General features: G+C 55.2%; 25 protein-coding genes. 13 read left to right on the forward strand and 12 right to left on the reverse strand.

Going from position 1 to position 17,985, the window contains the following annotated elements; all coding sequences use genetic code 11:
* Positions 1–82 precede the first annotated feature (82 nt).
* Positions 83–793, reverse strand: coding sequence for an SAM-dependent methyltransferase (locus tag NB647_RS04260; RefSeq protein ID WP_269284335.1), 711 nt, complete (start codon positions 791–793; stop codon positions 83–85).
* A gap of 468 nt (positions 794–1,261) precedes the next feature.
* Between NB647_RS04260 and NB647_RS04265 the strand changes: the two genes are divergently transcribed.
* Together NB647_RS04265 and sugE are read left to right on the forward strand one after the other, a co-directional pair.
* The gene (locus NB647_RS04265) at positions 1,262–1,861 is read left to right on the forward strand and encodes a hypothetical protein (protein WP_269284337.1); all 600 of its coding nucleotides are present in this window, start codon (positions 1,262–1,264) and stop codon (positions 1,859–1,861) included.
* A gap of 240 nt (positions 1,862–2,101) precedes the next feature.
* Positions 2,102–2,416 (forward strand): quaternary ammonium compound efflux SMR transporter SugE, encoded by a 315-nt coding sequence (gene sugE / locus NB647_RS04270; protein ID WP_269284339.1) that lies wholly within the window; start codon positions 2,102–2,104, stop codon positions 2,414–2,416.
* Positions 2,417–2,477: 61 nt separating this feature from the next.
* Here the strand turns inward: sugE and NB647_RS04275 are convergent, their stop codons facing one another.
* The 5 genes from NB647_RS04275 to otsB form a co-directional block, all read right to left on the reverse strand.
* Positions 2,478–3,473 carry an aldo/keto reductase gene (locus NB647_RS04275; RefSeq protein ID WP_269284341.1) on the reverse strand — a complete coding sequence of 332 codons (996 nt, stop codon included), beginning with the start codon at positions 3,471–3,473 and terminating at the stop codon, positions 2,478–2,480.
* A gap of 132 nt (positions 3,474–3,605) precedes the next feature.
* The gene (locus NB647_RS04280; protein ID WP_269284343.1) at positions 3,606–4,583 is read right to left on the reverse strand and encodes an aldo/keto reductase; all 978 of its coding nucleotides are present in this window, start codon (positions 4,581–4,583) and stop codon (positions 3,606–3,608) included.
* 147 nt (positions 4,584–4,730) lie between these two features.
* On the reverse strand, positions 4,731–5,771 hold the full coding sequence (locus NB647_RS04285; RefSeq protein WP_269284345.1) for an aldo/keto reductase: 1,041 nt from the start codon (positions 5,769–5,771) through the stop codon (positions 4,731–4,733).
* Positions 5,772–5,827: 56 nt separating this feature from the next.
* Positions 5,828–7,615 (reverse strand): glycoside hydrolase family 15 protein, encoded by a 1,788-nt coding sequence (locus tag NB647_RS04290; RefSeq protein ID WP_269284348.1) that lies wholly within the window; start codon positions 7,613–7,615, stop codon positions 5,828–5,830.
* On the reverse strand, positions 7,612–8,418 hold the full coding sequence (gene otsB / locus NB647_RS04295; protein WP_269284350.1) for a trehalose-phosphatase: 807 nt from the start codon (positions 8,416–8,418) through the stop codon (positions 7,612–7,614). Before otsB ends, NB647_RS04290 begins: the two co-directional genes overlap by 4 nt.
* A 268-nt stretch (positions 8,419–8,686) precedes the next feature.
* Here otsB and NB647_RS04300 point away from each other — a divergent pair, with 268 nt between their 5' ends.
* Complete coding sequence (locus NB647_RS04300; RefSeq protein ID WP_269284351.1) at positions 8,687–9,280, forward strand: thermonuclease family protein; 594 nt, start codon at positions 8,687–8,689, stop codon at positions 9,278–9,280.
* A gap of 240 nt (positions 9,281–9,520) precedes the next feature.
* On the opposite strand, the gene NB647_RS04305 is transcribed toward NB647_RS04300, so the two are convergent.
* From NB647_RS04305 to NB647_RS04315, 3 genes are all read right to left on the reverse strand, one after another.
* Positions 9,521–10,066, reverse strand: coding sequence for an AAA family ATPase (locus tag NB647_RS04305; protein WP_269284352.1), 546 nt, complete (start codon positions 10,064–10,066; stop codon positions 9,521–9,523).
* Positions 10,067–10,402: 336 nt separating this feature from the next.
* Positions 10,403–10,573 (reverse strand): hypothetical protein, encoded by a 171-nt coding sequence (locus NB647_RS04310; RefSeq protein ID WP_269284353.1) that lies wholly within the window; start codon positions 10,571–10,573, stop codon positions 10,403–10,405.
* 616 nt (positions 10,574–11,189) lie between these two features.
* Positions 11,190–11,378, reverse strand: coding sequence for a hypothetical protein (locus tag NB647_RS04315; protein ID WP_269284354.1), 189 nt, complete (start codon positions 11,376–11,378; stop codon positions 11,190–11,192).
* On the opposite strand from NB647_RS04315, the gene NB647_RS04320 reads away from it, so the two are divergent.
* Positions 11,379–11,555: a hypothetical protein gene (locus tag NB647_RS04320; RefSeq protein WP_269284356.1), complete on the forward strand. Its 177-nt coding sequence runs from the start codon at positions 11,379–11,381 to the stop codon at positions 11,553–11,555.
* A gap of 477 nt (positions 11,556–12,032) precedes the next feature.
* Here the strand turns inward: NB647_RS04320 and NB647_RS04325 are convergent, their stop codons facing one another.
* Positions 12,033–12,167, reverse strand: a complete 135-nt coding sequence (locus NB647_RS04325) for a hypothetical protein (protein WP_269284357.1) — start codon at positions 12,165–12,167, stop codon at positions 12,033–12,035.
* Between the two features lie 49 nt (positions 12,168–12,216).
* On the reverse strand, positions 12,217–12,567 hold the full coding sequence (locus tag NB647_RS04330) for a hypothetical protein (protein ID WP_269284359.1): 351 nt from the start codon (positions 12,565–12,567) through the stop codon (positions 12,217–12,219).
* 497 nt (positions 12,568–13,064) lie between these two features.
* Between NB647_RS04330 and NB647_RS04335 the strand changes: the two genes are divergently transcribed.
* The 9 genes from NB647_RS04335 to NB647_RS04375 all read left to right on the forward strand — a co-directional run bounded on the left by NB647_RS04335 (position 13,065) and on the right by NB647_RS04375 (position 17,189).
* On the forward strand, positions 13,065–13,301 hold the full coding sequence (locus NB647_RS04335; protein WP_269284361.1) for a hypothetical protein: 237 nt from the start codon (positions 13,065–13,067) through the stop codon (positions 13,299–13,301).
* Between the two features lie 120 nt (positions 13,302–13,421).
* Positions 13,422–13,826 (forward strand): hypothetical protein, encoded by a 405-nt coding sequence (locus tag NB647_RS04340; RefSeq protein ID WP_269284363.1) that lies wholly within the window; start codon positions 13,422–13,424, stop codon positions 13,824–13,826.
* A 276-nt stretch (positions 13,827–14,102) separates the two neighbouring features.
* On the forward strand, positions 14,103–14,303 hold the full coding sequence (locus NB647_RS04345) for a LuxR C-terminal-related transcriptional regulator (protein ID WP_269265375.1): 201 nt from the start codon (positions 14,103–14,105) through the stop codon (positions 14,301–14,303).
* A gap of 25 nt (positions 14,304–14,328) precedes the next feature.
* Positions 14,329–14,514 carry a response regulator transcription factor gene (locus NB647_RS04350; protein WP_269280388.1) on the forward strand — a complete coding sequence of 62 codons (186 nt, stop codon included), beginning with the start codon at positions 14,329–14,331 and terminating at the stop codon, positions 14,512–14,514.
* Positions 14,515–14,744: 230 nt separating this feature from the next.
* Positions 14,745–14,990, forward strand: a complete 246-nt coding sequence (locus NB647_RS04355; RefSeq protein WP_269280314.1) for a hypothetical protein — start codon at positions 14,745–14,747, stop codon at positions 14,988–14,990.
* A complete protein-coding gene (locus NB647_RS04360) occupies positions 14,983–15,495 on the forward strand; it encodes a DUF2589 domain-containing protein (protein ID WP_269284365.1) in 513 nt (170 codons plus the stop codon). The genes NB647_RS04355 and NB647_RS04360 overlap by 8 nt, the downstream gene beginning before the upstream one ends.
* A gap of 21 nt (positions 15,496–15,516) precedes the next feature.
* Complete coding sequence (locus tag NB647_RS04365) at positions 15,517–16,095, forward strand: DUF2589 domain-containing protein (RefSeq protein ID WP_269284367.1); 579 nt, start codon at positions 15,517–15,519, stop codon at positions 16,093–16,095.
* 81 nt (positions 16,096–16,176) lie between these two features.
* Positions 16,177–17,001, forward strand: coding sequence for a hypothetical protein (locus tag NB647_RS04370; protein ID WP_269284370.1), 825 nt, complete (start codon positions 16,177–16,179; stop codon positions 16,999–17,001).
* 20 nt (positions 17,002–17,021) lie between these two features.
* Positions 17,022–17,189: a hypothetical protein gene (locus NB647_RS04375; protein ID WP_269284372.1), complete on the forward strand. Its 168-nt coding sequence runs from the start codon at positions 17,022–17,024 to the stop codon at positions 17,187–17,189.
* Here the strand turns inward: NB647_RS04375 and NB647_RS04380 are convergent.
* The gene (locus tag NB647_RS04380; protein ID WP_269265382.1) at positions 17,167–17,967 is read right to left on the reverse strand and encodes a radical SAM protein; all 801 of its coding nucleotides are present in this window, start codon (positions 17,965–17,967) and stop codon (positions 17,167–17,169) included. The genes NB647_RS04375 and NB647_RS04380 overlap by 23 nt on opposite strands.
* Between the last annotated feature and the right edge of the window lie 18 nt (positions 17,968–17,985).

Raw genomic sequence — 17,985 nt, forward strand, 5'->3', positions numbered from 1 at the left:
CGTGGCGGAAGCGGGATCCGGGATGCTGGAAATGGTGGTGATGTGGCCTGTTGCCGGAAGTCCGGATGGCCGGACGGCGATATCAGTGCAACAGGGAAGCGGACGGTTTAAAGACGTTGCGGATGACCAGCATGTCGTTGTGGTTTCCTGCACAGTGATAGGCTGTTTTGCATATCCACAGATCGTGGCTGCCGGCGAAGCGACGGATGACTTTACGGGCCAGATCGGTTTCCCTTCCGTGCATATCGACGATCGGGAATATGCGTACTTCGTGGCAGATGCGGAGCATTTCTTCCAGAGCCTGGTAATGGAAATTGATGCCCGGCTTGGCAGAAGACAGCAGAAAATACGACGACAGTCCGAGATCGAAGCGGTTGTCGGGACAGGGGATCCGGTAGGGCAGTTCATAGTCGATATAGCGGCCCTGTTTTTTGCCTTCCTCGAAGTCGTCCATGAAGATTTCGACAGCGGTCATGTGGCGTTTTTGCAGCTCGTTAATGTCCCGTTCCACACCGGATCTGCCATTGCCGTGTCCTTCATGGCACGTTTTTTCGATCAGTCGCCGTTTCGCTTCTTCCAGTACCAGTTCAAGCCGGTCACAGGAAAAACGGTAGACCGGATCGAATGAGGTGACATGACCGCCCTGCATGTCGCATTCGGCGTTGAAGCTGGCCACACCATCGCCGAAACAGGCGATATGACCTTCCAGTTCGGCATCCGACAAGGAAAACATTTTCCGGTATTCGTCGAACGTGCGTCCCCAGGGGACGACGTTTTTCATGATAAAAGGCATGATTTCCCTCCTTCCATTCGTTTGGCCTGAAAAGGCTTGCTGGCCGTTGGCATCCCGGTACACGGGACCGGCTTTCATGTGTTTTGACGGAGACGAAGGCCGGTCTGTTTTGACTGGCCGATCGACCGGCAGGTTCCTGAAGAATTCAGGGGTCAGAGGAGACGGTCGCCGGGATGTTTATGGAAACCGGTTCCAGTTTCTCCCATATGGAAAACGGGCCTTTGCGCCGGATCAAGGAATTTTGAGGCAAAAAAGAAAACGGCTTGCCGAAGAGGTCTGTCGGGACGAAACGGAAGGGAACCGGGCCGTTTTGCCCGTTTTTCCGACAACGGGTATCCGCTGGGGCAGCGGGGTGAACCGGCAGGGGGACATGACGACGAGTCAATACGTTACCGGTAGCATTTCTTCGGGGCCGTGTTTTCTCCAGAATACATGAGGGCGGATTTTGATATGAAAGGAAAGATGAATATGGCACGTCGGATGACGATCGGGCAACCGGTTCTGAATGTCGTTCCCAATCGGGTCAATGGTCCCATTCTGGGACATACGCTCGAGTTGGTCGTTCCCGCCACTGTCACGGCGGGTGGCCCTCGCGCCCACCGGATCGAGGCACCGGTTTTTGAGTGGTGGGAAACGATAACGTTCTGGGAACTGGATCATACAGGATGGGTACAGAGGGTACCGGCCCGGGGGCCGGTGAATCAGGCACTGGGACAGAACAATACGGCGAATTTCTGGCGGGAACGGTATGCCGGTGCCGTTGGCGATCGGAACTGGAATCCGGCATGGGGCCGGAATCCGACGAATCGGGAAGCGGAGGAAATCATCGCGCAAAACGGATTGTCGTGGCATATCCGGGTATATGACAACCCGGGTCTGAACAATCCACGGTACCGGAATGTTCCGGGAGCGCCCCGCAATGTGGCGCGGTCGGTGGAGTTCGGTATCCGCGTCGGTACTTTCCTGATCCGGAAAACGCAGGTACTGGTATCATCTGTTCGCGGAGATCGTCAGGAATTTCTGGATGGAACGTATGTGGCCGCAGACGTTTTGCGCAGGTTGCCGTAAAGACACGGAACCGGTTCCGGTCCCGCCGGAGGAAAACATGCATGGGCCGGCTGGTAAAGTATTCCGTTTTCTGTCAGGATAGCAGGGAATGCGCAAAATGGCTTTTGCATGCGGATAGTCCGGTTCACTTGTCGGGATTCGATGGTATCCTTGTCATGTCTTGCCGTTTTGGCCGCCCGGGGACGACCCCGGCTGTATCGCGGATGAGGGGACGGCCCTTCCTTTTTTGCAGGGGGGCATATGCTCTGGTTCATGCTGGTTCTGGCAGGCCTGTTCGAGACGGGATGGGCTGTCGGTCTCAAATATACTCACGGTTTCACCCGTTTGTGGCCGTCTGTCGGCACGGTTGCCGCCATGGTGGCCAGTTTTCTGTTGCTCGCTCATGCCATGAGAACCTTGCCGGTCGGGACGGCGTATGCCGTCTGGACGGGAATCGGCACGGCAGGAGCCTTCATCGCCGGCGTTTTTCTGTTCGGGGAAACGGTTTCCCTGCCAAGGCTGCTGTTTCTCGCCATGATTCTGGTCGGCATCGCCGGACTGAAAGGGTTTTCGTAAGCCGGTGCATCCTGCCCGGTTTCGGGCAGGACGGCGGAAAGACCTGTTCGGGATCCCTGTTTCAGATTTCGGGAAGGTTGTTGTCGATGAAGGCGATTTCTTCGGGGGTCAGACGGATGTCCATCGCGTGTGCGTTGGCAGTCGACTGGGCGGCATTTCTGGCACCGACCAGTGCGACGGTAATGCCGGGACGCTCGATCGTCCAGCGCAAGACGAGCTGGGCCAGCGTCGCGCTTTTCGATTCGGCCAGCGGTCTCAGTTTGTCAAGGAATGCGTTGATTTTCAACAGGTTTTCATCCGTATAAAAACGGTATTCGGCCCGATGGTCGCCTTCGGCGAAAACGTGGCCCGGTCTGATTTTGCCGGTCAGAACCCCTCTTTCCAGCGGGCTGTAGGCAAGGATAGCCTTCTGGTGTTTGATGCAGTAAGGTACCGTTTCCGTTTCGATTCCCCGGTTGATCATGGAAAACGGAATCTGGTTGGAGACGACAGGAAGGATTTTTTCCGCTTCGGCCATCTGTTCGGCACTGTAGTTGGAAACGCCGGCGTAACGGACTTTTCCCTGTTCGATCAGCCGGGCGACGGCTTCGAAGGTTTCGTGGATCGGTGTCGTCTTGTCGGGCCAGTGGATCTGGTACAAGTCGATATAATCGGTTTTCAGCCGTTTCAAGCTGGCTTCGCATTCGGCCATGATGCTGTCGCGTCCGGCATAGCGGACGATATCGATCGGCTTGCCGTGATTGTCTTTGCTTGCGAAAAAGAATTTTCCTTTTCCTTCGGGGGCGTCCCAGCGCAATCCGAATTTGGTGAAGATCTGGACTTTGTCGCGTGGAAGGCCGGCAATGGCTTCACCGACGATGTTTTCGGCGTCGCCCTGGCCGTAAACCGGCGCCGTGTCGATGGATGTCACACCCAGATCATATGCTGCACGGATGGCGGAAATGGCGTCGTTGCGGTCGGTTTTGCCCCACATCCAGCTGCCGGCCGCCCATGAACCGAATGTGATGGCAGAAAGTTTCAGATCGGTATTTCCGATATTGCGGTATTCCATGGTCATGATGATTTCCTTTGTCGGGACGTGATGAAGCCAACAGGCGATACGTTATCGTATCCCGTTTGCGGAAATACCGGAACCGTCCCGGGCATGAATCGTGTGGTGGCACGTTTTTCGGCCCGGTCTCCGTCGCCGTTATGGAGGGGGCAGGATGCTGTCGATGTAACCCATTTCCTTGTCCGACAGACGGATGTCGCCCGCCCGGGCGTTTTCGACAGCCTGTGCGGCATTCATCGCGCCGGCGAGTACGCCGGTGATGCCGGGGCGCTGGGCAGTCCAGCGCAGGACAAGCTGGGCGATGCTGATTTTCTTGTCTTCGGCGAGCGGTTTCAGCAATCGGATGAATTCACCGGTTCTCCGGATATTCTCGTCGGAGAATTTCGCATTGTTCCGGCGGAAATCGCCGTCGGGGAAGACGGTTCCGGGTTTGAGCGTGCCGGTTAAAAGACCGCTTTCCAGAGGTCGGTAGGCAAGGACGGCCATGTCGTGATCCATACAGTATTTCACGGTCTGTTTTTCAAGACCGCGGCTGAGCATGCTGTAATGAATCTGGTTGGACACGATCCGCATGGATTTCCCGGCTTCGGCCATTTGTCCGGCACTGTAGTTGGAAACGCCCGCATAGCGGACTTTCCCCTGTTCGATGAGCCGCTGCAATGCCTCGAACGTTTCATCCATCGGTGTCGAATCGTCCGGCCAGTGGATCTGGTACAGATCGATGTAATCGGTTTTCAGGCGTTTCAAGCTGGCTTCACATTCGGTGAAGACGCTTTCGCGGGTGGCGTTGTGGACGATGTCGGCCGGACGGCCATTTTGTCGGGCAACCGTTCTGAAAAGGGTTCCGGCCGTCTCGTCCCAGCGCAGCCCGAATTTGGTCAGTATCCGGAGACTGTCGCGGGGAAGACAGGCAATCGCTTCGCCGACGATGCTTTCGGCGTCGCCCAGTCCGTAAAGGGGAGCGGTATCGATCGTCGTCACGCCGGCTTGCCAGGCGGCCCGTATCGCTCCGATCGCGTTCTCCCGTGCCTCGGGCAGCCATCCTCCATTGGCCCATGACCCGAAAACGATGACGGAGATATCCAGATCGGTTCCGGGAAAAGTACGGTATTCCATTGTCCTGCTCCTTTGCATATGTCCGGAAACGGAATCCGGGACGGTCACGATCTGAAACCGCTGGACGGATTCCGTACGGCATGAACAGTTTGCCGGCTTGTCCGGCAGCTCCAAAAAAGGAGACTTCCTTTTTTGGAAATGGTTCCGCTATGACAGGGCCGCCAGTCGTACTCTGGTTTTGCGCAGGGCTTCGTTGATCATTTCCGTATCCAGTTTCAGCAGGGTGCCGTTGATGAAGTCCATGTCTCTTCTGGACAGGCTGATTTCTGCGGCCCGGGCGTTTTCGACGGCCTCCAGTGAGTTCACGGCACCGGCAAGAACCGACGTGATTCCGGAACGGTTGGCTGTCCAGCGCAGCGTAAGCTGGGCCAGCGTGGCTTTTTTCTCGCTGGCAAGGGGTCTTAACTGTTCCAGAAAGGCATTGACCCGCCGGATATTGTCAGGCGTGAAATACGGGTTGGTATTTCTGGAATCGTTTCTGGGCCATGTGGCGTCCGGGCGGATTTTCCCGGTGAGTAGCCCGGCTTCCAGCGGCCGGTAGGCCAGAATGGCCCTGTTGCTGTCGATACAGTATTTCATGACGTCTTTTTCTATGCCTCGTTCCACCATGTTGTAAGGCATCTGGAGCGACACGACCGGCACGATTTTGCCGATTTCGTCCATCTGTTCCGGCGTGACGTTGCTGACGCCGACGTACCGGACTTTTCCCTGTTCGACCAGACGGCTGACGGCTTCGAACGTTTCCTCGAATGGCGTGGCTTCATCCGGCCAGTGAAGCTGGTAGAGGTCGATATAGTCGGTTTTGAGTCGCCGCAGGCTGTTTTCGCATTCCTCGATGACGCTTTCGCGGGTGGCGTAGCGGTAGATATTGACGTCCTTGCCGTCGAAACTGACGACTGTCCTGAACGGCCGTCCCCGGACGTAGAGCCAGCGCAGGCCGAACTTGGTCAGAATCTGTACCTTGTCCCGCGGGAAACACGAGAGGGCTTCCCCGAGTATCGCTTCCGTGTCGCCCAGCCCGTAGATCGGTGCCGTATCGAATGTCGTCACACCCAGCTGGTAACTGGCGCGAATGGCTTCGATGGCGGATTTTCTTTCCGAAGGAGCCCATCCCTTGCCGGATGCGTAAGAGCCGAAGGCGATAACGGAAAGATTCAGGTCTGTACCGGGTATTTTTCTTGTTTCCATGTTGTTGTCCTTTCCTTTGTTTGGCTGCCGTTCGTGACCGGCGTTGTGGTTTTCGTTCAGAAAGCGTTTTCCCACGGTCTGGACAGTCTGAGTGCGCACTGGATCAGTCCGACCATGCTGTAGGTTTGCGGGAAATTTCCCCACAGTTCGTTTCCCTCGCGCGAGACATCGGCCGAAAGCAGGCCGAGACGGTTGCGGCGGGAAAGAATTTTTTCGAATCCGGCACGGGCCCGGTCCGTTTCGCCGATGTAGGCGAGTGCCAGAATCCACCAGAACGTACAGACCAGCAGTGCGGTTTCGGGCAAGCCGTCCGAGTCCTCGTTTTCGTATCGCAGCAGGAAATCCCCGCGTAAAAGCCGTTTCTCGATGGTGGAGACCGTGTTTCTGAAACGTTCGTCTTCCGGTTCGAGAAAACGGAGCTCGGCCATCAGCAAGAGACTTGCGTCGACTTCGCTGCCGTTCCAGGCGGAAGTGAAGGTACCGAGTTTCCCGTTGTATGCATTCGTCAGGATGTCGTCCCGGATTTTCGCCGCGTTGGCGGCCCACAGCTCTTCGCGGGCTTTCATTTTCAGTTCTTTTGCGATGGCGGCCAGCCGGTCGCAGGCCGCCCAGCACATGACGCTGGAGAACGTGTGCACGTGTTTTCCGTCTTCACGGTGCCAGATGTCCGCGTCGGGCTGGTTGTAGCGGGCGATCGCTTCTTCGCCAAGCCGTTCCAGATCGGCGAAAACATTCCGGTCGGCAGGGCGATGCAGCCGCTTGTCGAAAAAAGCCTGTGTACAGGCCAGAATGGCCGAGCCGTAAACGTCGTTCTGGATTTCGCGGCAGGCGCTGTTGCCGATTCTGACTGGCCCCTTGCCGTTGTAGCCGGCCAGTGCGGGGGCGATCCGTTCTTCCAGTTCGGCATTGCGGTGGATGCCGTAGACCGGCTGGAACGGCAGGCCTTTCGAATCGGCGATGATGTTCAGGATGTATTGCAGATACCGTTCCATCGTGCCGGTCGCGCCGAGGCGGTTTAAGGCGCTGACGACGAAATACGAGTCGCGCACCCAGCTGTACCGGTAATCCCGGTTGTGTCGGGCGGCGGGTGATCCGGGGATGGATGTCGTGACGGCGGCGATGATGGCGCCGGTGTCGTAGAACGTGTTCATGCGCAGGGTGATGGCGGCGCGGATGACGGCGTCCTGCCATTCGAACGGCATGGAAATGTTGTGGATCCAGTTCTGCCAGTACCGGACAGTTGCTTCATACCAGGCCCGCCCGATGTCCTGCGGTGCGGATTCGACCGCCTGGTCGGGACCGAACACCAGTGTGACGGAGTCGTTCAGAAAGAACGGTTTTTCGTCGAGAATGGAAGTGATGGACGCGTCGGTCGTCACGCGCAGCGTCTGCTGGGGTCCCTTGTACGAAATATGGTGCGCACCCGGCAGGACCTGTGGCGCTTCACTGCCGTAATTCACGCCGGGGCGGATACGGATGGTGATGCGCGGGCGGCCGGCGACCCGGCGGATGATGCGGATGATCGACGAGGGCGTGAACAGCCGGTCGTGCATCGGGAAACAGGGAGCGAAGTCGATGATCTCGATGACGTTGTGGGCGTTGTCGCCGAACCGGGTAACGAGCACGGCCGAATTGCGTTCGTAGTACTGGTCGGCCTGCCGGATTTTCTCGAAGCCGACATCGATGAATCCGGACGCTTTGTCTTTCAGCCCGGGATTCATCAGTTCGCAGCAGACCGGGTCGCTGTCGAAATAGGGGTAGCACCACCAGATGATGCGGGCATTTCTGTCGATTAATGCGCTGGTGCGTGAATTGCCGATCAGTCCGAGTTCCAGTGAGCTCATGTCAGTTTCCTTTGGTGGCCCGCCGTGTTTTCCAAAAAGATGGCGGTTTCTGTTTTGTCGATAAGAAGGTCGAGCAGTCTGGCGATATCTTTTTGTGTTTCCAGATAGAAACGTGCATGACTTTCCGGTTTTTTTTCGATGCGTATCGTCAGAATGTCCGGCGATTCCAGTGAGAAGACATCTTCATCTGTCCAGTCGTCGCCCACATAGACCGCGGTTCGGGAACCGGCGGCTTTCATCAGTTCGAGCAGGGCGTCTCCCTTGTCCGGTGCGCCCGGCGGGATCAGGTTGTAGACGAATTTGCCGGGCAAAACATGCGCTTCGGGCACGGCTTCGGCAAAGAGACGGGTCAGCACGCTTTCGGTTTCGTCGTAATCGGCCGCCTTGCGATAATGTACGGCAAGCGAATAGCGCTTGTTGTCCAGACGGATACCCCGGTCGTAACGGACGGAATCGGCCAGGGCCTTTTGCAGGATTTGTGCCCAGCAGTCGATTTTCCCGCGATATTTCTCGCTGTCTTTTCCCTTGCCCGGTACACCTTCCTGTCCGTGGTTGGCGACCAGATAGTCGGGTTTGAAAGCCAGTCTGGCGCGGATGTCGGACAACGCACGTCCGGTCAGGATGGCAACAGGCGTCATGGACTGGAGACGGACGAGTTTTTCGCGGATGGCTTGCGGCAGGGAAGCGTTCTCGTAACCCGTGAACGGGGAGAGCGTTCCGTCGAAATCGAATGCACAGAGAACACCCGGACGGATGATCCGGTCGATTTGCATTCTGCCCTGATCTGAGAAGAGAGGAATCATGGGGTACCTCCTTTCGGAATAGGTGATGACAAGAGTATAACCGGGTTTTTCAGCTGCCGTGTATGATTTGTGAGAGGTTCGGGTGTCATTGTCTCCTCTGGAAAACTACTTTGAAGGTTTTTGACCGCGATCGTTCCGGAAAAAAACAAAAGTCGGGAAAATTCCGGCAAAGGGGCTTTTCACTCTGTACACGGCACGGGGATGGGGCCATACTTACACGGTATGTTTTTCTCCGTTTTGTCTTTTTCCGGTTGAAAGCGAGTGACTTGTGAGATCGTTTCTGGTGTTCTGTCTGCTGGTGGTGCAGGTGCCTTTTGCCTGGGCATGGCAAGGTGTCGTCGATCAGGTGATCGACGGGGATTCGCTGAAAATACGGCACGAGTCGGGCCGGATTTACGATGTTCGCTTGTATGGCGTCGATGCGCCGGAACTGGCCCAGACGAACGGGCCCGAAGCGAGGGATGCGGCGAAAAAACTGGTCGGGGGCAAATCGGTGAATGTACAGGTCATCAATGTCGATCCGAACGGTACGGCTATTGCCGTGGTCTATGTCAATGACCAGTACAGCCTGCAGGCGTTCCTTGTCGGGTCGGGGTGGGCCTGGGTTTACGACGGTCATTGTGGCCTGAAAATCTGTACACGGTGGCAGTCGATGGAAACACAGGCAAAAGCGGCCAATCGCGGTCTGTGGATCGATCCGCATCCCGTTTCTCCCTGGAAATGGCGTCAGCAGCGGCATGCGACGGGCAAGGCCACGTCCGTGAAGCCGGCGACGGTCAAAAAGCGCAAGACCGCCAAACGCAGAAAAACCGGGAAAAAGGCACCGGCCGATATTTCGGCGGAATTGCAGGCCGGACAATGATGAAAACCTGCCAGATGGCGGGTTTTTCCGCCTGAAAGGCCGGTACGTCGTTTTTTCGTGTCCGCGATGTCGCCGGTATGGAAAACGGGCCCTCCGGTGTCGGGGAAGGTTCCTGCCGGTTGCCGACGAAACAGGACGGTGAACGGTATGCGGAAAACGGGGACGCTGAAAAGCGATATCCGGCTTTCGGGATCCTGTGGCCGTTTCCGGCGGCAGGGCTGTCTGGTTGGCCTGTCCGTTTCATTCCCTTATCCATTGCAAAAGCCTGTCGGCCCGTCCGGCCGGATCGTCTTTCGGCAGGACAATGATCCGGTAACCGAGTTCGCGGTATGTTTTGTCCATAATGCAGAAGGTGCGGACAGCCATCGTGAAATTCTGCCGCCGTTCGGTATCTTTCGTGTAGATGGATTTCCAGGGCGGCAGGAGAAAAACGGTTGGCACATACCGGCGGGCAAGCGCTTCGTGCCAGCTGTGTTTGTCCAGATACAGCCTGATCAGCCGGGCGTAGGCGAGTGTGTCGGGAATGCCGCGATCGAAAAAAAACAGGCCTCCCTGCTCACGGTATCTGTCGAAATCGGCGATGGTGCGTTTCAGCATGATTGCTGTGTAGCGACGGCGGTTTTTCCAGGGCAGAGCGTCACCCTGTGTGGCTATCTGTTCGCGGATGATTTCCCGCGCCGCTTCGGCGACGCAGGCATAGCCGCGGCGAGCCAGTTCGTTTAACAGGGTTGTCTTTCCGCTGCCGGGGCCCCCGGAAAGTATAACGGGCAAATAATTCGTTGACATGGTGTTTCCTAACTGTGCCGTAAAACCCCGTCTTTGGGGACAAGGATATAAGGCACGGATTGCAAGGCAATCCAGTCTCTTAAAGTGTTCCGGTTGCTATTGTAGCTTGTCGCCGGTCACCGGTAGCGGCAACGCGGAAGTCGCATTGAGGCAACACATCGACAGAGGCTTCTGAGAAAAGACGGCATTGCATTCACAGTCTGTTTCACCGATAGCGGTAACCATTACCAGAAAGGACATTTCCTGCAAAGAAAGTCGGTTGTTTTGGAGCCTGAAGGCTTCGCAGGAAATGTCATGGAAAAATCGGGTTTTGGGAATTCGGGCTTTTTAAAAAAACTATTGTGAGGAAAGGGTCTTGTTGATTTCAGGTGCCGCTGCTTCAAGTCTTGAAATGAACGCTTTGATATTGTTCTGGCCTGACCGGTTAACCGGGTTTTTCCATCTTGTCGCACCGGGAAAATTCTCATTGAGCCCGGCGACACCGGTCGCCGTCACTTCTGTTTCCATGTCAAACCCGAAAGCGGGTGCATTGAATTTCAGTAACTTGACCTGGACAGTGACTTTGGTTCTGGTTCATCATTGAAGATCGCCGACTTGACAAGCGCGTCTTCAAGAGCGTTTTTCCACGGTCCGATAAAGAGACCTCTCCCGCTGGTCCAAAACCTGTTTCCATATGGATTTTACAGTTCGACAATCGCGTTCAGCTATTCAATAGCAAAGCTTTGCCTGATTTCGGCAATATTCAATATCGGTATATCCCATGCAAGAAAGAAGTGAAGAAATATCAGGTATACTTTTTAGTAAGCCCTGCCGATGCCAGGACTCTGAAGATAGGGTTGGAGAAGGATGATGAACAAGGCTGTTTGGCCGGGTTGAGTGTTTGTCTTGTTTCTGTATTCCGTTTTGCTGCTTGTGTTGAGTGTGTTTACTGTAAATGCGAGATTGGTGGTTTCGGGTGAAAAGGCAAAGTACCATCCACTGCGTGAACCCGGGCTTTCCCCAAGACGGGGTACCTTTCGGGAGGGCCGATCACTGGCGATCTGTTTTTTATATAATCAATCGGTTTTCTTGCGATTCGGGAGCGGAAAAATTGTGACTGCCGGCCGGTACCGGGCATGTGGTGTCATACGGTTTTGCGGGAGTAGCTGGTTGTCCGTAGATGCCGGATCGGGTATTCATAGCGTCGCCAGAAATAAAGGAGCAGCCCAAAGCCGATGAAAGCGAAGAAACTGGCGGGCAGTGCCGTGTATTCGTGGCTGTATCCGGCTTCGACAGGCAGGCCGCCCGCCCCATGCGCCGAGGTCATTGCCATGTGATTCCTTTCTGGACAGCCGAGTTGGGCAAAAAGGAATGGCATGCTTTTCAGGTTTCCCCGCGTACCGGCATACTTTATTGCCGCATGGAAAACGATCGTGTTTTCATGAGAGGGAAAGCCGCACTGTATTTCATCGCCAGCCTCTTTCTGCCGGACGGTTCGGTGACCGGATGAAATCTGTGCCCGGACGGCGGGGCAGGACACCATGCCGGTACGGGCGATTTCCGCCTGTCGGCAAGTGAATGAAGGTATATGGTTTTTTTCGGATACCACCGGTGGCAGATACCGGAATACCGGTTTACGGCTACCGTTGATGGTATGTCCGGATTGTCCATACCGGAAAAAAGAGCAGGAAATATCCGCCATGTGAAGCAGGATGGCGGATATCCATCGGGTTGGGAAAACGGTTTTTACGGAGAAATCAGATTTTCCCGGATTTCTTTTTGGCACGGGCAACCAGATTCCTGCATAGCGACAGGGAAGACATTCTTGCCTGCATTCCCCGCCCGCAGACCTCCCGGGAAATGCATGCAGGTCTTGCCGGCCGTTTCCGTGAACTCACATAGACCGTTTTCGGTTTATTCTGAGGGGTGGGTGCATAACGCATCCAGACCGGAACTGGTCTTTTATTGCGGACTGGAACGGGTTCGTTCATTTTTTCCAATGGCAGGCGATCTGCTGCTGTTTTTCTATTCTTGCGTCGTCGGCCATGATATAGCCGCATCCCCAGATGACGAAGGCGACAAGTATAAGGAACCAGGGGTTTTTGTAGTAGTCGTGTGGCATGATGATTCTCCAGAGTGTCGGGTACCTTTTCGGGTGTTGCGGAAAAAGTTTACCGCTCGTGTTCAAGCTGCTCGGTGGCCAGGTTCTCGGCGACTCCCCCGATCGCTTCCTCGATCAGTTCCCTGATCGCCAGAAATACCGATTCCTTCTTGCCTCGGGCAGTGTCGCGGATGATGCCGACCACTTCGATATCCGTCAGATAACGGATAAGCTGGTCGGCTACCCGGATGGCTGTTTCGTCGTCTTCCGCCATCCGGCTTCTTATCCGTTGGCCGAATGCGAATGCCAGTTTTCCAAGCCGCGTTTCGTAATCGGAAAAATCCGTTCTGGGATCGTTGGGATGGCTCGTGACCGGGCCCCAGGTACAGGGGTCGCCATAACCGGGTTTGTCGTATCGCATGTTTCCTCCGTTATTGTTGTTTTTATGGAATGGTTCATTTATGGCTATTTTAGGAGGATGAAAAATATCGGTCAATCCATATAAGGCTTGTTTGTGCCGCGTTGTTGTTTCAGGGCGAAGGGTATGGTTGTTGAACGGTGACGTGTACAGACTTCGGGGTTTTATCGGCAGACTCGATGCAAAAAAAAGACGCGTCGCAAGGACGCGCCGAAAAGAGCAGAAAGTTCATGAAATTGCAGGAATTTCTCGAGTAACGGTTTGATCTTATTCTTTTCCGGAAAAAGGGACTTGATGAATGACAAGGAATGTGTCCGTGTAAACGGTGTTGCCTGTCGGCGACGCCGGAACATGAGAGGGATTTGTCGTGAGGTCTCTGTTTATGCCGTTTGTTTTCGTTGATGCCGAAAGGAGGGGAAAAGGCGCACCGTTTTTAATTGACGCCAGGCAATAAAATTGGGAAACTGGCCCGGACAGATTATTAACAGGTACCTGTAACGATGGATACATGGAAAAAGCTGGTTGGCAATCGGGCTTTCATTTCGGATCTCGGCAAAAGCCATGAGGCCGAAATCGGGGGCACGAAAACAATTGTGGGGCGTTATGCCGTGTGGGTACCTGTTGAAGGATCGGAACGCCATCAGGTCATCGAGGTCGGTGACGATCTGGATGCGTTGCAGCAAAAATACGGTGTTCCCATCGAACTGGTACTGAAGCTGGGGGCTTTTGCCGAATGATGATTGTCGTCATGACGGAAATGTACTTCTGTCTGTATTCTGGCGAACGGAAAAATTCACGGGACAAGTTGTGTGAACGGTCGTGAGACACGCATGCCGCTTCAATTCAGGGAGAAGAACATGGAAAATGATCGGCGGAAAAAGCCGTTGCCGGTTTTGCAGGAAATGGCCGGTGACCGGGTTTGCCGGGAGGAACTTTGTGTGGCGTACCTTCAAGTGCTTCGCCGGCTGGCGGTGATTCTCGAGGGGTGTGATCCTGTCACGGTATCGTTTGTTGCTCCCCGCGGGAATGCCGGTGAAACGGAATGTTCGGAAGGGGCGAAACCGGTGATTGTCGAGATACCTCTGGCTTGTCTGACCGCTTTTTATGCAGGGGAAATGGATGAGGTCAGGGGCTGTCTTGCCGGCCGTTCCGTCAGGGAGTCCGCTTCCCAGGCAGAACGGCACAACGGCAAACGTCCCTGCCAGGGGACGGTTGCCCGGTTTGCCGGTGGTGGTATGACGACAGAAGACGCCATGCCGTAATTCTCTTTTTTCAGGGACAGGTTCCATCCTGCCGGTTTTTCCTGTCGTCTCCCGTTCATGGATCGCGGCACGGTTTTTTCCCTTTTCAGCCTGTCGCACTTTCCGCCGTTGTGACAGGCATTGTCTTGACCGGTTTGTTGTCAGACAGATACTTTTTGCGGGAACCGGCCATTTTCCGCCTGTTTTATCGATAAATGTAAATCCTTCCTTGCATAATGGTTTTGCCGGTGAATATCCGCTTCGGGATATTCACCGGCAATGGCAAGGAGGAAAATCATGCAGGAAACTTTGCTTCTGACCTCGCGCGAGAAGGAAATTCTCGATCTTTCGATGAAAGGCATCGGTTGCAAGCAGATTGCGCTTCATCTGGGTATCAGTACCAGCACGGTCAAAAAACACCGTTCCAGCCTGATGGACAAAACAGGTGCGTCCAGTATGGTCGAGCTGGTCGGTCGGATGACCGGCGAAAAAAAATAAACGTCCGGTAATCGGGTTCAGCGGGCTGACCGAAAGACAGAAACAGGTCGCCGTTCTGATCGCTGCCGGTAAAAGCTGCAAGCAGATCGCACGCGAACTCGGTATCCATTTCCAGACGGTCATGAAACACCGTGAAAATCTGTATCGCCGTCTCGGTATCAAAAATGCCCTGTCGCTGGCTCTGCTTGTGTCGGGAGGACATATGGGCTGACCCGCTTTCCGTTTTCCTGTTTTCCCTGCATGGACCAGACCGAATCCGCAAAAGCGTCCAGTCCGGTGGTGGTGCCTGCCCGTCGTTCGAGAGGATTTTTTCCGGTAGCAGGGTATGGTGCCTGTCGGAGCAGGGCTTGTCAATACGTTATCGGTAGCATTTTCTTTCAGGCAAGAAAACGTGAAACTGCTTTCGTCGGGGTATGGAAAACGATACGGAAGGAGATGACGATGGATGAATGGACGAAACTGACCAGAGACAGGGTTTTTATTTCCGATATTGGAAATGACCGGGTCGCCGAGATCGGCGGGGCGAAAACACTGGTGGGCCGCTATGCGGTATGGGCTCCGGCTCCCGGAGGAGAACATCACCGGGTTGTCGAAGTCGGCAGTGACTGTGAGGCGTTGATGAAAAAATACCGTGTTCCCGGCGAACGGGTTTTGAGGTTGCAGACGGTGGAGGCCGGTCATGGCTGAAGTCAATCTGTCCGATCTGTTTACCGCGATCAGTCAGGCGATGCTTGATGCCCATCAGGCTGTGACCCGTTCGACGCTGGATCAGTACTGGGATTATTTCAGGCCGTCCCGTCTCTCAAGGGATGGCTGGATGGCCAATGCCGGTGAGACGGAGGATGCACTGGTTCCTGTCACCCGGAAAGTCGTCATTCCCACGCCGGACGGAAATGGCGTGTTCTCCGAATTGTCGGTTCCGCTGGTCACACTGGTTCACCACAATACGTTCGGTCTGGATCAGGTGAAGCTCAGGATGCGGGTGAGCGCTTCGGTCGATCGGGCGGGTGGTCCCCTGAAAGTGTCGCTGGCCCCCTTGCGGCGGCAAAACCGTCACGGCATGGCGGATGATGCGCCGGATACGGCCGGGCAGCCTGAGGAACCGGATCAGGAAATCGAGCTGGTTTTCAAGCGGGAGGCGCCTGCCGAAGGTATTTCCCGTATCACAACCGAAGCGGTCAAGCTTCTTTAACAAAGGAAAGGGAGGTGCATTATGCCGGAAAACTTGGGTGACAAATTTGCCGGTCTGCCACTGGGGCTTCTGGTCTGTACGCCGATTATCGAAGTGGCGAAAGGACAGTCGGAGCTGTGCCGGGTCTATCTCGATTATGTGTACAGGCTGGCGTTCATCGACGGGGATCCGACGAAAGGGACGAAAACGCTCACGTTCAATCTGACACGTCCGGTGACGGATGGCAGCGGGAATATTTCGCAGCAGCAGGTTCAGGTGGTCGCTCCGCTGATCTCGCTGGTACCGGTACCGGCATTCACGATGGATGAGGCGACGGTCCGGTTCACGATGGAAGTGAAAGAACAGGTCGTGGACAAGTCGCATGTGGGCACGGAAAGCAAGGTCGAATCCGGCATGTCGTTCTGGGGATTCCATGCCCAGATTTCGGGAAGCGTTTCCACCTCTGCCGATCATACCCGCCAGTCGGACCAGTCGGCCAAGTACGAGATCTATGCCCGTGCGGCACAACAGGCACCGGCCGAGGGGATGGCGAAACTGTCCACGGTTTTCGCGTCGGTGATCGAGCCGATCGCGGTGGGAAGTGGCGGTGGTGGTAGCTGATCGGTAATGTATACCGTATGACAGAATGCCGGCTTTTTGCCGGCATTCTGGAATCGGTTTTTTCAGGAAAGAGGGAGGTCTATGGCACTGGCAAGAAATCCGGAAAGAATAACAGATCAGCAGGAAATTATCCGGCTGGGCGGTTCCCGGCTTTCACCCGGTATCACGACTCCGGCAACCGGGTTTCGTGTCGGAAAATTCTGTTTGCGGTGCCAGAAGGCGTCGGGATGCGAAGGCTGGATTCCTCGTATTGTTTTGCAGGAAGAAAGCGACGAGGGATATAACCGTTCCGTCAATCTGGTCAAAGGTGTTTATCCGACGGGGCAAATGTATGACAGCGATGCAGGAGGACGAACGGATTGGGTGCGCGGGGGAAGAAATCGCGAGATTTACATGATAATTGATCAGGAAGTCTCACAGCAGAGTTACCGTTCAGAACAGGAACATTGCGACGATATTCGTCATGCATGCGAGTTGACGCTCAAGGTGATGGACAGGGCTGTCCGGGATGCAATGGGGAGACTGGCCGCTGAAGTCCGGAGACTGAAGAGTTTCCAGACGAAAAGGGAAGCCATACGAAAAGCAAAAGGCTTGCTGATCGAGTGTTGTCCTCATGATGTTCTGAAAAGAATCGTGGGAGAAACGATTCTTGCGGATGGGACCGTGACCGGAACCTATGAACAAAAGATGGCCGATCTGTACAGGAATACAGCCAAAAAGTCCCAACTCAGGGATTCGGAAGGCTGGCATACATTTGCCGTTTCCGATACGGAGTACAGGCCCTGGTTTTCCAGCTGTAGAGGTTACGATATGGTGAATCACGATTACCGTAAAATCGCGTTGCCACTAAAGATCAGAAGGAAGGAAACCCCGCCTTCGACGGAATCGCTGATTACGCTGGACTGAATTTTCGCGGGAGGAAATGCATGCAGGTTTTTGAGAGAGGCATCACGGACAACATGTATTCCATCTGGCGTCATGTACAGGACGGGCACGGACTGCTGCGGGATGACCGCCCGGATAGTGTATTTTCCCGTTCCGGATGGTGCGACCTGGATCGGGAGGGGGCGTTCAGTTATGGAAAAGGTTCCTGAACGCCATTCCGTGTTGCCGGCAATGCGTTTCGATGTCCCGGGCAAGCCGCTTCCACCAGGTTCTGTCGCCTTCACGGTAGAGAGTGCGGTACAGGGGAACGAGTTCGGGGTAATACCGGCCGATGGCGCGGGCGACCCGGTTGCGTGCCATGTTGTCGAGATTCAGATTTTCGAACCAGTATTCGCCGGTGAAGGCTTGCGAGGCGTCGAGGATATCGGCGAACCGGGTGATGCCCGGAAAGATCGGGGACATGAACAGGATCGTACGGATTCCCGCTTCGTGCAGGCGGCGCAAGGCCGAAAGCCGTCTGGACGCGTCGGGGGCGCGCGGTTCAAACCGGCGACGGAAGGTATCGTCCAGCGAATTGAGCGAGATGGCGACTTCCGCGTTTTCCAGACGGCCGATCAGGTCGATGTCCCGCAGGATCAGATCGGATTTGGTGATGATCGTGATGGCGGCATGGGCGTTTTGCAGCTGTTCGAGGATATGTCGTGTGACCTGGTACCGTTTTTCGAATGCATTGTACGGATCGGTCACGGAACTGATCACGATACGTTTGCCGGCCAGTTTGCGGATGTCGATCGGTTTTTCCGCCCGTTTGATGTCCAGAAAATCGCCCCAGTCTTCGGTATGGTTTGTGAAACGTTTCATGAATTCGGCATAACAGTACACGCACTGGTGCGGACAGCCGATATACGGATTGATCACGAAATCGGTACCCGGCAGCTTCGATGGGGCAACAAGACTTTTGACCGGGACGATGCGACGGACAATCATCGGCTGGCGTTACCGAAA

Origin of the sequence: Oxalobacter aliiformigenes, assembly GCF_027116575.1 — a bacterium.
Taxonomy (GTDB): Bacteria; Pseudomonadota; Gammaproteobacteria; order Burkholderiales; family Burkholderiaceae_D; genus Oxalobacter; species Oxalobacter aliiformigenes.

Coding starts and splice junctions, on each gene's coding strand:
- NB647_RS04370 (WP_269284370.1), top strand. CDS start 16,177: ATGGCACTGGCAAGAAATCCGGAAAGAATAACAGATCAGCAGGAAATT.
- NB647_RS04290 (WP_269284348.1), bottom strand. CDS start 7,615: ATGAGCTCACTGGAACTCGGACTGATCGGCAATTCACGCACCAGCGCA.
- NB647_RS04275 (WP_269284341.1), bottom strand. CDS start 3,473: ATGACCATGGAATACCGCAATATCGGAAATACCGATCTGAAACTTTCT.
- NB647_RS04375 (WP_269284372.1), top strand. CDS start 17,022: ATGCAGGTTTTTGAGAGAGGCATCACGGACAACATGTATTCCATCTGG.
- NB647_RS04360 (WP_269284365.1), top strand. CDS start 14,983: ATGGCTGAAGTCAATCTGTCCGATCTGTTTACCGCGATCAGTCAGGCG.
- NB647_RS04325 (WP_269284357.1), bottom strand. CDS start 12,167: ATGCCACACGACTACTACAAAAACCCCTGGTTCCTTATACTTGTCGCC.
- NB647_RS04380 (WP_269265382.1), bottom strand. CDS start 17,967: ATGATTGTCCGTCGCATCGTCCCGGTCAAAAGTCTTGTTGCCCCATCG.
- NB647_RS04335 (WP_269284361.1), top strand. CDS start 13,065: ATGGATACATGGAAAAAGCTGGTTGGCAATCGGGCTTTCATTTCGGAT.
- NB647_RS04280 (WP_269284343.1), bottom strand. CDS start 4,583: ATGGAATACCGTACTTTTCCCGGAACCGATCTGGATATCTCCGTCATC.
- NB647_RS04310 (WP_269284353.1), bottom strand. CDS start 10,573: ATGGAAACAGAAGTGACGGCGACCGGTGTCGCCGGGCTCAATGAGAAT.
- NB647_RS04355 (WP_269280314.1), top strand. CDS start 14,745: ATGGATGAATGGACGAAACTGACCAGAGACAGGGTTTTTATTTCCGAT.
- NB647_RS04285 (WP_269284345.1), bottom strand. CDS start 5,771: ATGGAAACAAGAAAAATACCCGGTACAGACCTGAATCTTTCCGTTATC.
- NB647_RS04365 (WP_269284367.1), top strand. CDS start 15,517: ATGCCGGAAAACTTGGGTGACAAATTTGCCGGTCTGCCACTGGGGCTT.
- NB647_RS04315 (WP_269284354.1), bottom strand. CDS start 11,378: ATGGCAATGACCTCGGCGCATGGGGCGGGCGGCCTGCCTGTCGAAGCC.
- NB647_RS04345 (WP_269265375.1), top strand. CDS start 14,103: ATGCAGGAAACTTTGCTTCTGACCTCGCGCGAGAAGGAAATTCTCGAT.
- sugE (WP_269284339.1), top strand. CDS start 2,102: ATGCTCTGGTTCATGCTGGTTCTGGCAGGCCTGTTCGAGACGGGATGG.
- NB647_RS04340 (WP_269284363.1), top strand. CDS start 13,422: ATGGAAAATGATCGGCGGAAAAAGCCGTTGCCGGTTTTGCAGGAAATG.
- NB647_RS04265 (WP_269284337.1), top strand. CDS start 1,262: ATGGCACGTCGGATGACGATCGGGCAACCGGTTCTGAATGTCGTTCCC.
- otsB (WP_269284350.1), bottom strand. CDS start 8,418: ATGATTCCTCTCTTCTCAGATCAGGGCAGAATGCAAATCGACCGGATC.
- NB647_RS04330 (WP_269284359.1), bottom strand. CDS start 12,567: ATGCGATACGACAAACCCGGTTATGGCGACCCCTGTACCTGGGGCCCG.
- NB647_RS04260 (WP_269284335.1), bottom strand. CDS start 793: ATGCCTTTTATCATGAAAAACGTCGTCCCCTGGGGACGCACGTTCGAC.
- NB647_RS04305 (WP_269284352.1), bottom strand. CDS start 10,066: ATGTCAACGAATTATTTGCCCGTTATACTTTCCGGGGGCCCCGGCAGC.